Consider the following 14,838-nt stretch of genomic DNA (forward strand, 5'->3'; position numbering starts at 1 on the left):
AGTGATGTGTTTAGCTCAGAGGGGGAGAAGAAGATAGCATATCCATAGAAAGCAGAGTGCAGGCGGATTTATTGATTTGCCCATTGTTTTTATATGTAAATATAATATCCTTTATTTATTTTACTTTTTACTTGTTAACAAGTTCTACGATAGTTCTTGCGCTTGTTTTGCCTTCATAAGCTTTAATTAGTTTTTTATTTTTGTCGTAGATCGCAATGAAAGGCACGGCAAATACTCCCATGTAGTCTCCATAAAAATTTGAAGAATCAATGCCTACATGAATGTTTTTATACTTACTCAGTTGGTACCTTAGGTCGAATTGTTTCATCTCTAAGTACGGATATGGTGTGAAAACATAGAATGGAATATCTGATAGATAGGAAATGTTTTTAGTAATTTCTTCGATCTGCGCCTTTGAATAAGGGCACTGCGGGCCAATTAGAATCATAACAAAGGCCGAATTAGTTGGGATATCTTTAGTATGAAGGTGACTTTTGCCATCGGTCATTAATAATTGGAAGGATGGCAAAGGTTTTCCTTCGAGATCTGCAAAATCAGTTTGATCATCTTTGCAAGCGAAAAGTACTATAATTGATATAATCACTAGTTTACTTCGGCATTGGGTAAGCACAGAGTTTGCCATATTTTGAGGTGTTTATTTACGCCAATCGGCTACGACTTAAATTGGTTTGGGGACTTCTATATTTTGTTTTAAAGGATTCTGTTGCATTTATGGAGAACGCTTGCTTCCAGAGCCAATCTACAAGAAGCAACGCGAATACAGTTTCTAGAATCATTGGAAACGCTTGTAGACGAATGGCTGCTGGGGATGAAATTATTGTAAATGCCGCGTTAAGTAGCCAAATTGAAGCGGCTATGGTGATTGTTCTAGGTAGAATGTTATTTTCCCATGATCTTCGAAGTACTATAAAACATAAGAGAGATGATAACAAAACAATATTCATAATCCCAATCAGGATAGGATAAATTTCTAGAATGTAGATTTTAGGATTGTTGAGTCGTGAGGTGAGCTTTCTGGAGTTATAGTTAAACCATGATTTTACAATTGGCGGGACACTATCTTTTCCGCCATTATAATACTCTAGAAACTCGGTAGGCGGAGCATAATATTTAATCGTATTTGGCCATAGAAAGTGTCTCGCATATTCCAATGGGTATTGCCTGATAATAAGTGTTCCGTATTCTTTGTAAATTGGTCCCATTAATGCCCATTTTTTGAATTCGGTCAAGTTAGTGTCTGACTCTATAAGAACTTTATTTCGATATTTATATAGGGGCATAGTTGGGGTCCACATGTATATTGTGCTTGCTTTTATTTTTTCAACTGGATATTTTCTTGTGTTTCGTGTACTATCGAAGTATGACCGTATCATGTTATCAAGTAGTTGGAATTTGGGGGGGACAGGTTTCCTTTCCGAACTGTTTACATATCTATAGGCATACATTGCATTGTTCGCTGCCTGCCAACCACTAAATGGTGCATACTGCCATACACCCGTCAATGTTTTATAATTATTGGCGGTGTATATGATGAATAATCCGCATAGGAGAATTGGCGCGGATACTCCTATTAGCTTTTTTGAAATTGGTATTTTGGCTAAATAATAAGCCAGAAAGGCTATTAATGGATATAGGAGAGCATTATATCGGACGAAAAACGCGAGAAAAAGAATTGCGGTGTGCCAAAAGATGATTTTGTTTGATGGTTTGTGTATCAGCCAAATAAGCAATGTAAGCCAAATTATGCTCAGACTCATAAATAGACAGTCGCTTGAGATTAAGTTGGAAAGATGTAGTATTAAGGGACTGATGACAGTAATCCCTGTTATGATTAACTGTATGGCTTTGCTCACTTTGTGGAAATAGAACAGAGTAAAAATGAAATAGAGTCCGCTTGCCTGGGCTAGCATATATTGAAAGAAGACTAATGCTGTGTCCGAATCGCTGAATACACTGAAGAGGCGTAGGAAACGGGAATATCCGATCATGTGGGTGTTTATGTCGGAATTGCTACTAGCTGCCTTGATATAGCTAAATGAGTCTCCGTGAATATAGTTCGCAAAAGGGTATAAATATTTGAATAAAAAAAATTGGATAATTATTGCAAATCCTGTTAACCAAAGAGTGCGGCGGTTAAGTTTGTTTTGAAGGAGAAATGCTTGAAAGGAAATAGGGCTGACCAATTCACCGCTATTGTTTTGAAGAAGCTGTTGGTGTGAAACTGCTTGCTTATGTTTCTGAATAGCCTCTTTCTTTTCTTCATGGTAGTCTTGTTCAGTATTTATTTCCCATAGGTTAGTCTTACTAGCGACGCCATCACAAATATTGTCAACAGCCACCATGGCTGTAAGCATACTATGGTCAGTATTGTTGTATTTGTGCATGCCATTGCGGCCCACCAGGAAAAGATTTGCAAACCTTTCCAAGTAATTTTGTATCAATTCAAAGCGATCGTAAGTACCGAAATAGGCAGGATAAGTCTTTTCCATCCGGTTTACAGTACTGTCCAACACATCTTCTAAGGTAATGAGGTCCATTTTGATAAGTTCCTTCACCGCCAGTTCTTTGATCTCTTCATCGGTCATATTCCAGATCGCATCCCCTTTGGTGCAGAAGTATTCCAGGCCAAGCCATACTGTGTTAGGATCCGCTACCATATATGGCCCCCAATTATTATACACCTGCATTCGTGCCACTCTTACATCTTTTTCCTGGATATAGATCCAGCTGTCCTTCGGCGTGGCCATGGTCATTTTTCTAACCAATACACCCGCATAGACAAAGTCTCGATAAATCAATCCGTCTGCAATTTCCTTCACCTCAACTGGTACTTCTGCCTTCATGCCGCCAATTAATTCCTTTACTGGCATGGTGGAGAAGAAATAATCTCCTTCCAGCGATTCCAATTGTCCTGTTTGGGTATTGAGTGCTTCAATACCGGTAATGTTATCGCCTTCAGTAAGGATATGTTTTACTTCGTAATGGTTGACAATTTTGCCACCCATTACTTCTACTTGCCGGGCAACTTCTTCCCACATAGCGCCGGCACCCGTGGCTGGATAAAGGAATTGCTCAATTAGGCTGGTTTCTGTATTCTTTTGATTGATGTCGTTGCTTCTTCTTCTCTTTTTTGTCAATGCCTTGGCAGCATGAATGACTGCTTTGCTCAATGACACCCCTTTAATGCGTTGTGCTCCCCAGTCAGCGGATATTTTGTTACAGTCCATACCCCAAACCTTTTCCGTATAATCTTTGAAGAAAATATGGTAAAGCACACTGCCAAACTTATTGATCATGAAATCTTCCAGGCTATTCTGAGGTTTACGTGGAAATAGTCGTGCATATAAATAGGAGAATACGATCTTAATGGTTGTAAGAATTCCTAATTGTCCCAGTGTTGCAATAGAGAGTTGTATTGGGTAAGCAAAAAACTGCCGTAGAAAATAGATGCGCGTCAGGCGTTGGATTACCATCATGGATTTCTGAGGGGGGCGTCCGTCAGTTTCTTCCGTTGTTAGAAAATTACCGGTTTCGATGGTTCGCGATTTGTTCTGATAACTGATGGTTAGATCTTCTCCTTTAGGCGTATGAAGAGGCATGATATTGGTCCACCAGTTCATTACCCGGTCGCTCTTGGAAAAGAACCGGTGTGGACCAAAATCCATCTTGTTTCCCTTGTAGCTGACTGTTTTGGAGATGCCGCCTACCTGTCCACATTTCTCGATCACGATGGGCTTAATGTCGGTACGTTTCAGGAGCTCATATGCGGCGGTCAATCCGGCAGGACCTGCGCCGATGATAATGGCTTTCTTGGGCATTTGAATAAGGTTCGTTGGAAAAGGAATAGATCAGTGGTAGCAACTGAACGGTTCCTTCGCATCGGTTAATGAATAATTGCTTGGTGCTTGTGTAAAACTGTTCCTGTATTAAATCTTTTATTAAAAAGATCAGGTTGGGTGGATTCGGAGCGAAATACTGAGTCAGGCTTAATCCTGTTTAGCGACTTAAGAATAGAAATTCGGTTCTTAGATGTTTCCTTGCCGTTGAATCCATATGCAAGATATATTGGTCGAATGATTGGTTTGGAAGAATGCATGATGGAAGTGGAAGTATTTACATTGTGCATTGCAGCTGCTACAGTAAAAGAGATTGTCATTTAGATGGTTGAAACAACATCTTGTTCGTTGTATTAGGGTTTAGTTTCGTTAACTGTCCAATTGTCTAAATATGATCACTATGAGTAAATTGTTTTCTGCGATATTCCTGATAGCCGGACTCTCAACGGTGGCCCAGGAGCCTATCACCTACACGATACGAACTTCCGGCTTCGAAAAGAGCATTCAACCCTTCCTTTGGGGCATCTTCTTCGAAGACATCAACCGCGGTGCCGATGGTGGTCTTAATGCAGATTTGGTGAAGAATGGTTCCTTTGAGTTCAATACGCCCATGATGGGGTGGGAGCCTTCCCGTCGGCGCATGCCGGACGGCCTGTGTATTGTGGTTAATAGGCAGCATCAGCAGCCCAGCAACCCCAAATACTTGCAGGTTGAGTTGCTCACTGCAAAGGATACTTTTGGCCTTGCCAATGAAGGATTTGGAGGCATGGCCATCAAAAAAGGAATGCGCTATGACTTCTCTCTTCTTTTTCGGCAAGCTACACCAGGGGTCACTATGCGTATACAACTACTGAATACGGCGAGAAAGGAGATAGGAGCGGCCAAACTAATCCCTCAGTCTTCCGGCGTTACCTGGCAAACACAGTCTGTCAGTATAACTGCCGCGGATACGGCCAGCAAAGCCCGCCTGGTCATTTGGTTTGAAGGCACCGGAAAGCTGGATCTCGATATGATCTCCCTATATCCCTCCGATACCTGGAAAGGCCGTCCGCAAGGGTTGCGTAGTGATATGGTACAGTCTCTCGCTGATCTTCAACCCGGATTCGTTCGCTTTCCCGGAGGATGCATTGTGGAAGGAACCGACCTCAACGAGCGTTACCAATGGAAACATACCATCGGACCTCGCGTTGACCGCCAACTCATCATCAACAAATGGAACCACGGCGTAGCTGCCCGCCAAACGCCCGATTACTACCAAAGTTATGCCCTTGGCTTTTACGAATACTTCCAGATGTGTGAAGACATTGGTGCGGCACCCATGCCCATCATCAATTGTGGTATGAGCTGTCAATTCAATACTTCCGAAGTGGTGCCAATGGATCAACTCGATACCTATATACAGGATGCACTTGACTTAATTGAATTCGCCAATGGGGACGCAAATACTATCTGGGGTAAGAAAAGGGCGGACTTTGGCCATCCCGCTCCTTTCAATATGAAATGGCTGGGCGTCGGTAACGAGAACTGGGGCCCCCAATACATTGAACGTTTACAGGCATTCACCAAAGCCATCAAGGAAAAGTATCCGGAAATGCAGCTGATCACTAGCACGGGTTATTCGCCCAATCCTCAATTCCGGTATATGGATTCTGTATTGCGAAAGCTCAATGTCGATATAATCGATGAACATTACTATCAAACGCCCAATTGGTTCCTGATGAACGCCGGGAAATATGATAACTACGATCGCAAGGGGCCAAAAATATTCATCGGCGAATATGCTTGCCACAGCGTGCGCATTGGCAGTCAGGATAACAAAAATACTCTGCTCTGTGCGCTCGCTGAAGCCGCCTTTATGACCGGATTGGAGCGTAATGCAGATATAGTTACGATGAGTGCTTACGCACCGCTGTTTGCCCATACGGAAGCCTGGCAGTGGACACCCAACCTGATTTGGTTCAATAATAGTCAGGTGGTAAAGACTCCCAGTTATTATGTACAGCAGCTGTTTAGCCGAAACCGGGGCACGCATGTTCTGCCGTTGTTTCAAGAAGGAATGCCTGTAACCGGCCAGGATAGTTGTTATGCAACTGCTGCGCTGGATAGTGTTTCGAAAGAAGTGATAATAAAATTGGTAAATGCTTCAGGTGAACGTAAGTCGAGAATGGTCGCCTTTGAGAGGTTAAAAAGTAAGTCCTATGTAGGGACGATTACCACTCTCGAAGGGGTTTCATTCCAACAGGTTAATTCTCTGGATCAACCTGATAATGTAAAGCCAAAAACTGCGCCATGGAAATCGAAGACCCCGATTCTTCTTGAGCTGCCTCCATACTCTCTAACGGTTTTGAGGGGTAAACCACATTAATAATGGATTCCAGGGATATAATAATCTTAGATACTGCCAAATGAAATCACCCATAACCTGGCTTGGGTATTTGGGTATAATTGAAACTTGATGCAATTCTTCTTAATAACCATTGGTGCGCCAATGGTTATTTTATTTTCCGGATCGTTATAATTCCACGTTTAGGATGACCAGCAGGAAAGCAACGATTTAAATAGGGTGGTGTTCCTTTGATAGGTTCTCCTTCTTTTACACCGTCAATGGATATCACCATTGCCATTCTACCAGCTCTCCTAGTATAACTATTGGTAAAATTATCCAATGGATCGTATTAGAAAGGACGGCAAGTCCAGTAATAACTACTACAGCAAGAAAAAGATAAAACGAGCCTGAAATCCACGGGTTATCCTTTGGTATAGCTGTTCATATATCCATACACCCTTATATGAGAATTGATTTTACTCAAATTCTATCCGTTAGTAACAATAACAAGTATATACTTATTTGCAGATGATAATATAAAATAATAAATTGCTTAATCCCTGAACAGTTGCTGCTGTAGACCCATCCCTCCAAGATGCTTCTTTATTCGGTTGCCAGTTCGGAATGAGCCAGTATTTTCCATATCTTATTTTGATCTCAAATTTATAGCGGGTGTTTGTGCTTCAACCCAAACCTTTATATGCAAAAGATCAATGTCCTAATATCTGGTGGAACAACAATAATATAAGTTATTGGCTTTGAAATCGAAATTAGTATGTAATGCGAGAACGAATTTGGTCTGAGCTTGGACAAGCTAAACATAATCATTTTTATAGCTGTTTCCTTTTGGCTCGGCAAAGGCGTTGGTTAAATTATTACAATATGACTATTCTTGCTTTTTCCTCAGGTGGTGTGATGGGTTGGGCAATTTGGAAGAATCTACCACTTCTTTCATGTATAATAGTAGCTACAATTTCGTTAGCAAAGCTCCTAAGTCCACACATAATGCCCTCTGAAAAGCAAATTGATAAATTAGACCAAATATCAGACTTCTACTTCGATTATTACAACAAGATTGAGCAAATCTGGTATGATCACTATAATGATCGAATTACGGACGAACAAGCACAAGCTAGGTTTTATGAAATCAAAAACACCGAAAGAGATATTGGGAAAATAGTCAATGAAATCGTAAAGTCAATTAATAAGCGGATATACATAAGAGCCGATCAAGAAACAAGAAACTACTTAAGTAACAACTTCAATGTATAGTATATGAGCAAAAGCGAGAACAACACGAGCAAGCCCACCCCTAATCAGGAGAAACCTTCCCAAACAGGCCGGGATACAACAAAGGGTAATAATCTTCCTACATTTCAAAATCCCCCTCCTCCGCCACCACCAAAAGAAAAGAAATAGTCGCAGAACAATGCTGTATCTATTTCTGTCTTCATGATTGTCCAGGAAAAGCTTTCCGTATAGCGGTAAAACAAACGAAAAATGGCGAAAACATTAGATCAAGGATTTGAAACCTTCTTAGGCTGGCTTATACCCCTTACGTCAGAACATGACAAGGTTAAATCACATAAAGATTCCGTCAAAGCTTGCTTGGAAAAGAATTTCGAATGTTATGACTTTTTCGAAACAGGCTCTTTTGGTAATTCGACGGGAGTAAGACATTACAGCGATACAGATTATTTTGCAGTAATTCCGTCAAAGAAATTACATGAAGATTCCTCTTACAGCTTGAGGAAGGTAAAAGAAGCTCTCCAGGAAACATTTTGGCGAACAGAAGGAATAGTGGTAAATACTCCGGCTGTTAACATTCCATTCGGCACATATGCTTCGGAAACGTTAGAGGTTACCCCCTGTACATTTAATGGGCTTGTTGACACACCAGTGGGAAGTAAAGGCTCATACGATATTCCAAACTACGAAGGCGGATGGATGAAATCAAGCCCGCGAGCACATAACGCATATGTTAAGAGAGAAGATGAGCGATTAGGATATAAACTAAAGCCACTTATAAGGTTGATCAAAGCCTGGAAATTTTATAACAATGTGCCGATTAGTTCATTTTACCTTGAACTTAGAACTACAAAATACGCAGAAGGAGAATCATCTATTGTTTATGATATTGATGTGAAAAGCGTTTTGAAAATGCTTTATGAAAGGGAGCTGCCGAGTATACAAGACCCTATGGGTATTTCTGGATATGTAAAAGCTTGTTCAACTGATGCCAAAAGGGAGATTGCATTGTCAAAAGTTAAAACTGGATATACTAGGACTGAAAAGGCTGTTGAAAAAAGAGAGTCAAATGTAGATGATGCTTTCTATTGGTGGAATTTGTTTTATAATGATAAATTTCCGAATAGATAAATGAAAAATATGTAATCAATGGCAACAACGGTCAATAATGCATTCTCCGAATTCATGAAAAATTTTGTTCGTTTGGATTCCGATCGAAACGACTTAGCAAAGAAGAGTAAGAATAATCTGATTACGGAGATAGAAAAATTTCCTGAAGATAGCATCTTTTTTAAACTATATCCTGGATTGGCGAGCATCGACTATGGATCATATTCTCGTAAGACGAAAATAAGGGAACTGGACGATATAGACATCATGGTTGTTCTGGATGCTGAAGGAAACTATCGTGAACCGCTTTACGGTGGCGGATATAGTATCCACTTACGTAACTGGGGAACCAGGCAAGACGCGATTGTGAACCCTGGAACTAATGTGGTAAACTCCATTAAAATTGTGAATACGTTTAAAGAATACTTGAAAGGTGTCTCCGCATACGAAAAAGCGGACGTTAAACGAAATCAGGAAGCAGCAACGCTAAAACTGAAAACTTATGAATGGGTATATGACATTGTGCCTTGCTTTCAAACAGCACCAATCGACGGTAAAACATTCTTCTTAATCCCTAACGGGAGCGGCAACTGGAAGCCGACTGATCCGAGGATAGATAAAGAGCGTACTACAACCATTAATGGAAAGCAACAGGTTTCCGTATTGGATATGATCCGGATTATGAAATACTGGACTAAACGACGTACTGCAGCCACAATGGGATCATATTTTCTCGAATGTATGATTTTAAATTACTATGATTCTTTCGGAACAACTAGCAGTAGTTATATTGACGTAGAATTGCCAAATGTATTTGCATACGTTTATCAGCAGATTCATAATGCTTTGAACGATCCCAAAGGGTTCCAAGGTGACTTAAATTGCCTTACTTTGGATGAGAGGAATTCTATTCAAGAAAGAGCCAGGCTAGACTACAATCGAGCAAAAGAAGCCAGACAACTTGAGACAGATGGAAAGCAAAAAGAATCCATTGAAAAGTGGGGAGAGATATTTGGATCAAATTTTCCTTCTTATACTGAATAAATTATGAACAATATAAAAGAACTCCAGGATAAAACAGAGAATTTAAAACTCTTGGCAGCGCAGCGAGTTTTATACAAACGCGCAAAGAAAATGTTTACATTCCAGGTTATTTCGACTGTGGTTGTCTCAATAGTATTCGTCGTGCTGAAATGCTTCACGAAAGAACAGCTTGGATTTGATCCCAAAGACATCAATGTAATTGCGGTGGTAGTTGCGCTTTTAGAACCTTTGCTCTTTATGCTGCTGGTTTCGAATTTACGTACAAATGGCGCTAAAATTCAGGAGTTATTTGACCGTCGTTTATATGGAATGAAGTGGAATAAGGCAAACAGTGAAGATGAGCCAGAAAAACATGTCATAGATGAAAATGCCAGAAGATACGTAGATGATCCTAAAGCGCCTTTAGAAAATTGGTATGACATCGAACTTGATGGATTATCGCATAATAAAGCAATTATTACCTGCCAGGAAACAAATCTATTTTACGATGGACGGCTGCGGCTTAGCTTTCGCGATGCGAGTCTGATTGTTTGTTTGATAATGGTTTTACTAACCGTTGTGATCGCGGCAATTTTAGATATGTCTATGAGGAAATATTTTACCTATCTAGCATTACCAATCTTGCCGGCAATATCTTTGACTCTCAAAATTTACCTTGAGAACAAAAAGTCGCAGGCAGCAGCAGATAAGTTACGTGGCTTTGCAAAACAGATAAAAAGAAATGAAGATACACCAAGCTTTGAAGATCTTAAACAAATACAAGATCGAATCTATTGCATGCGAAAAGATAGTGCCCTAATTCCAGAATGGTATTATAAAAAACATCGGGCCAGGTTGGAGCGAGAAATGAAAGTCAATGCTTCTGCCGATTAATGATTATCCCAATAATGTTGGTGCTAGGACTCATGATGAAGTGAGAAGTGTGATCTGGAGCAGTAAATGGCTAGGCAATAATTAGTATTATTTAATTAATTTACAATATGAGTAAACATCCGTTCAGAGTCAATAATATTGATTTTTATGTTGAGCTCAGGCAAGATTCCAATCGATATCAGCTACAAGTTTTCTTTAGCGATGGAAAGCCTGCAAATCCTGCTATATACAGCATTAAATATGAAATTAATGACGATATAAAACTTCACACTGGAAGCCCAGGAGTTCAGCATTTATTACAGACGGTTGTAGATGCGGTAGAGGCCGGCTTTTATGAGGGTTCGGAAAACTTTAGTTCTTTTATAGACCCTGAAAAAAATTAAGACAAGTTGTTGGTGGAAGTCTTTTAGAATAATGGTTTATCCATACTTAGTGCTGTCTTGAATGTCTTGAACATATATACAGTTAACAGGCAGGGCCAAGGCTCGTCACAGCCTATTAGGAGGATGAAACATTCCCGGTTTTATAGTCATTCACCGAGCAATTGAGGCCCCGCGAAAGCGGGGCCTTGCCAAGTTTTAAAGCATTATACTTCTCCTTCATCCACCACCGCCTGGCTCACGGCGCCAGCAACCGTGCCGGCAACAGCCATATAGCCGGCGATTGTTGACACCACGTCAGGTAATATATCAGGCGTGGCCAGCAGCGCCGCACTGGCCGCCGCCAGCACCAGCGCCACATTGCGCAGTGTCTTGAAAAAAGGCGGCGTTGGCCTTCTCATTCTTTCTTTTATGCTCATTTCAAAAGTTTTAATGGTTAAGGATAATACAACACTGGGCAACAGCTACATCGCAGGCGGCTCGGAAAGATCCGAATGGGAGAGGAGCTGGCTTCTCCACTTCAATATGCCTGCAAATGGCCATTGCACAGTGCTGTAAGTGCTACTATCTCACCTTAGTTGCAACAATTACCACATTGCCATTGGGCAGATTGGCCTCGTCAACCCAATCAACAACTATTTTTTGCCTGGCTTCCGGCCCTTCGGTCGTGTTTGCTTCGTTTCCTTTTTGGAGCCACCCTTCCCAACCGGCTTCTTAGTATCCTCCGGCATCACCTCCTCGCTGTTGGGAAAGATACCGGTCACTTTGTTTTTAGGTAAAGGTCCCTGCTCCGGATGCACCACCACCGGTTGCTTACTGTTTATTCTCCTGGTCATAATTGTAGTTTTTAAAATTTACGGATCGTTGTCATGACTAACGTTACATCACAAACGTACGATGCCGAGCTGCCCATCTCCAAATACCGCTGGCGCCAATGGCCGCTTTTGACGCATTTCTTGGAAATAGTTTCGTGCCGGCAAAGAATTTTTACAAAATGTGACAGAACGCGCCAAATCGGCCACGCAGTGTAGGAATCGATTAATTTACTACCTACGTTTGCATCGGTACGTTATACAGGTTGATAGAGGAAGGGAAATGTATAGATAGTGTATAGATGGTGTATAGATGCTGTATAGATAGTGTATTAAAATAGCGTACAACCTAAAATGAGCGGTTTTGACCCAAAACAGCGGGAAAGCTGGCGCCCCTTGGTGAAGGTCGAAACCTTCTTATAGCCGTTGCACCGCGGGCAACGCAAGGCAATGTTCAATCCAAACCTTTTAAAAGCTAGTAAACATGGCAAAACAGATCAACCGCCACATCAAATTACGTGGCACCATCGACGACATCAGTTTCTACAAAAGCCAGGACGGCTTCCTGGCGCGGGCTAAAGGCGGGGTAGGAGGCGATCGCATCAAAAACGATCCCCGCTTCAGGAACACCCGCCTCAACGGCCTCGAGTTCGGCACGGGCGGCAAAGCCAGCAAACTTTTCCGCCACGCCCTGAACCCCGAGATCAAAAAGGCGGCCGACAACCGCGTCGCTAGCCGCATCACCCAGTTCATGGTCAGGATCCTCAAAACCGATCCCATCAATGATTATGGAGAGCGAAAGGTGACCGAAGGCGACCTCACCCTGTTGAACGGTTTCGAGTTTAATACGGCGGTGCCGTTCGGCCAGGCCTTGAAGCTGCCCTTCACATATGGTATCAGCCGGGTCACTGGTCAGGTGGCCATCGACATGCCCGCCCTCCTGCCGGCCATCGACATTGCAGCGCCGGAGAACACCACGCATTTCAATTTCTTCGCAGTAGCTGCTGCCGTAGATTTTGAGCTAAGCAAGGTGACAGTAGTGCGGCAAAGCACGGCCAGCCAGCCCTGGGACCATACCACCGTACCCGCCACGGCCATCGATCTTGCCTTGCCACCCAACAGCACCCTGCCACTCTTCCTGCTATTGGGGATCGAGTTCAAGATGATCATCAATGGAAAGCCCAACCCATTGAGTCCTGGACTCAATGCCTTTCAATTGTTGACGGTAGATATCCCTGTATAGGGTTGATCGGGGAACCGGGCTGCGGCCCGGTTCCTTCTTAACGCCAAAAAATGGGTCTATGCAATACGATGAAGCGAAAATAATGACCAAACGCGCCATTCCGGGGTTTACCTGCACACCACGCGATGAGTATTACCAATTGCGCAAGATCGGCCTCACGGCCGATCGCGTACGCACCGATCCCGCCTTCGGCGCCACCCGCCTCCAGGCGGCCGATTTTGCCAGGGCTCTCCAATTGGCGGGAGCCATCATCAAACCCCTATGGGTAGGGTTAACGATTAAGCAGCCTTTACGTGCCTTCGCAGGCTGCATCCGCCGGGCCATGCAATACGATCCCCACCAACCGCCGGGCTTTCGTACGCTGAATGGTTCAAATGCCCAACACCTGAAAGGGTTCGATTTCAACCCACAGCATACCTGGCACAATTCGGTGATGTGTTCGCCTGTTGTTAATTGGCAAAACACAGTAGCATCCTTGCAATGGCCGGCCATCACACCAGCCCTGCACCTGCTGCCGCCCGCTGAGGCCGTAGCCTTCCGCATCCGGTGCACGCTGGTAGGTATACACGATAAAGGAGCCGTTAGCACAGCGCCCGTTCAGCAAACCACCTTGATGCCCCTCCGCCTGCTGCAAACGCCGGGCAGCATGCATGCGTTCGAGATAGTGGCCGGTACACGCGTAGCGCTGCTGGTGGTAATCGTACGCTGGTATCGGCCGTCGCCCGGTACCGGTACCGGAAACGGGCATTTGTGTAACGTGGATGGGGCTATGCTGATACAAAGCGTCTATTCGGTGGTGTCATAGAAATATATTTTATATTGAATATTATTTTATTGTCATGTCTTTGTATTTTCGCATAGACTATAGAATAAGGCTTCACGGAGTTCATAACTAATCAACCATTTACGGGTAAGGCAAAAAGGGCGTGCTCCACGCACGGCACCCTTCTGTGCATGCTCCTCCACAGGAGCGGGTAGCTAGTATTTTTAATTAATTATTAAACCAAAACCTCTGCTCATGAAACACGAATTTCGTGTCTTACGAACAAAACACGCCGAGTGGATCCTTGGTGTGTCCACCCGCACCTCGCAACGTCGCATGAATGCCGTGCGCAATTTCTATGGTAAAGAACCACGCTCCGCCGTGACCATCCTTGAGTTCTGCCAGTATTTCAAGTACAAGGTCAACGACATCATGGCAATATTAAAAGGAAGAAATTTACGTTAACCCAAAATGCAAGCCTATGATTTTCTCACAGCCCAGGCAGTTCTGGACCTGGTTCGAGCGCTACAGCGAAGTATTGCGGCACTTGCCCGATATGGACAAAAAAGAAAGGGAATTCTGGATCCGCGAGATCGCGACCCACTTGCGTGCCTACACGAAAAAGTTATCCGTAGAAATGATCATGCCACCCCAGGGAGCCATCCTGCTCGTATTCACCGCCTATGGCAAACAGCGATATTTTGCCATGGCAGATAATTTCGTGGCCAAAGCACCCAGGCTCAAAGGTTGGGAGGTCTGCGCCCTGCAGCCACCCGGTATGCTCGACAGCCTGTTGGTGACCCAGTACGGTCATTTTGGGGTCGATCTATCGACGCTCCGTTTCAAGCCGTTGGAGAGAGGCCTGGGCGAAGATAAGTTCACCTTGTACATAGTGGCCGATATCAATGGCCACCCAACCGAAGCGATTGAAATGGCCGTGGAAGCCGCTGTGTACAATACGGTCGGGGAAAGAGTAGTGGGAGAACAGATGAACTTTATTGTAGTGGATTGCCTCAGTCACTACGCGCCCAGAGAAAAAAAGAAGTTCATCGACCTCGCCGAATTGCCCGTGCACATCGCTGCATTGGTGGGGCCACGATTGTCCATCGACCACGAGGGCAACCTGAAAGCCAGCTAACACACGCAACACCATGCTAACGGTCGGCCTGCCCCGCAAGGGCA

Annotated in this window: 14 protein-coding genes; 10 read left to right on the top strand and 4 right to left on the bottom strand. The window is 43.3% G+C overall.

The annotated features are described in order from the left end of the window. Positions 1 to 127: 127 nt before the first annotated feature. The gene (locus P2H89_RS29415; RefSeq protein ID WP_275833941.1) at positions 128 to 643 is read right to left on the bottom strand and encodes a hypothetical protein; all 516 of its coding nucleotides are present in this window, start codon (positions 641 to 643) and stop codon (positions 128 to 130) included. Between the two features lie 16 nt (positions 644 to 659). Beyond that, entirely contained in the window at positions 660 to 3,839 is a 3,180-nt protein-coding gene (locus P2H89_RS29420) for an NAD(P)/FAD-dependent oxidoreductase (RefSeq protein WP_275833943.1), read from the bottom strand. 418 nt (positions 3,840 to 4,257) lie between these two features. On the opposite strand from P2H89_RS29420, the gene P2H89_RS29425 reads away from it, so the two are divergent. From P2H89_RS29425 to P2H89_RS29450, 6 genes are all read left to right on the top strand, one after another. Further along, positions 4,258 to 6,222 carry an alpha-L-arabinofuranosidase C-terminal domain-containing protein gene (locus tag P2H89_RS29425; protein WP_275833945.1) on the top strand — a complete coding sequence of 655 codons (1,965 nt, stop codon included), beginning with the start codon at positions 4,258 to 4,260 and terminating at the stop codon, positions 6,220 to 6,222. Between the two features lie 741 nt (positions 6,223 to 6,963). After that, positions 6,964 to 7,455, top strand: a complete 492-nt coding sequence (locus P2H89_RS29430) for a hypothetical protein (RefSeq protein WP_275833947.1) — start codon at positions 6,964 to 6,966, stop codon at positions 7,453 to 7,455. Positions 7,456 to 7,683: 228 nt separating this feature from the next. Further along, positions 7,684 to 8,562, top strand: a complete 879-nt coding sequence (locus P2H89_RS29435) for a nucleotidyltransferase (protein ID WP_275833949.1) — start codon at positions 7,684 to 7,686, stop codon at positions 8,560 to 8,562. 18 nt (positions 8,563 to 8,580) lie between these two features. Then, complete coding sequence (locus tag P2H89_RS29440) at positions 8,581 to 9,585, top strand: hypothetical protein (protein ID WP_275833951.1); 1,005 nt, start codon at positions 8,581 to 8,583, stop codon at positions 9,583 to 9,585. Between the two features lie 3 nt (positions 9,586 to 9,588). Continuing rightward, positions 9,589 to 10,458, top strand: a complete 870-nt coding sequence (locus P2H89_RS29445; RefSeq protein WP_275833953.1) for an S-4TM family putative pore-forming effector — start codon at positions 9,589 to 9,591, stop codon at positions 10,456 to 10,458. Between the two features lie 107 nt (positions 10,459 to 10,565). Beyond that, positions 10,566 to 10,841, top strand: a complete 276-nt coding sequence (locus tag P2H89_RS29450; protein WP_275833955.1) for a hypothetical protein — start codon at positions 10,566 to 10,568, stop codon at positions 10,839 to 10,841. 203 nt (positions 10,842 to 11,044) lie between these two features. On the opposite strand, the gene P2H89_RS29455 is transcribed toward P2H89_RS29450, so the two are convergent. Beyond that, positions 11,045 to 11,239 (bottom strand): hypothetical protein, encoded by a 195-nt coding sequence (locus P2H89_RS29455; RefSeq protein WP_275833957.1) that lies wholly within the window; start codon positions 11,237 to 11,239, stop codon positions 11,045 to 11,047. A gap of 234 nt (positions 11,240 to 11,473) precedes the next feature. Beyond that, positions 11,474 to 11,674 (bottom strand): hypothetical protein, encoded by a 201-nt coding sequence (locus P2H89_RS29460; protein ID WP_275833958.1) that lies wholly within the window; start codon positions 11,672 to 11,674, stop codon positions 11,474 to 11,476. A 460-nt stretch (positions 11,675 to 12,134) separates the two neighbouring features. Between P2H89_RS29460 and P2H89_RS29465 the strand changes: the two genes are divergently transcribed. From P2H89_RS29465 to P2H89_RS29480, 4 genes are all read left to right on the top strand, one after another. Next, complete coding sequence (locus P2H89_RS29465) at positions 12,135 to 12,893, top strand: hypothetical protein (protein WP_275833960.1); 759 nt, start codon at positions 12,135 to 12,137, stop codon at positions 12,891 to 12,893. Between the two features lie 58 nt (positions 12,894 to 12,951). Further along, complete coding sequence (locus P2H89_RS29470; RefSeq protein ID WP_275833962.1) at positions 12,952 to 13,698, top strand: hypothetical protein; 747 nt, start codon at positions 12,952 to 12,954, stop codon at positions 13,696 to 13,698. 213 nt (positions 13,699 to 13,911) lie between these two features. Next, complete coding sequence (locus P2H89_RS29475) at positions 13,912 to 14,121, top strand: hypothetical protein (protein ID WP_275833964.1); 210 nt, start codon at positions 13,912 to 13,914, stop codon at positions 14,119 to 14,121. 16 nt (positions 14,122 to 14,137) lie between these two features. Next, positions 14,138 to 14,794, top strand: a complete 657-nt coding sequence (locus P2H89_RS29480) for a hypothetical protein (RefSeq protein ID WP_275833965.1) — start codon at positions 14,138 to 14,140, stop codon at positions 14,792 to 14,794. Positions 14,795 to 14,838 lie beyond the last annotated feature (44 nt).

The organism is Paraflavitalea sp. CAU 1676, from assembly GCF_029223285.1.
GTDB lineage: Bacteria > Bacteroidota > Bacteroidia > Chitinophagales > Chitinophagaceae > Paraflavitalea.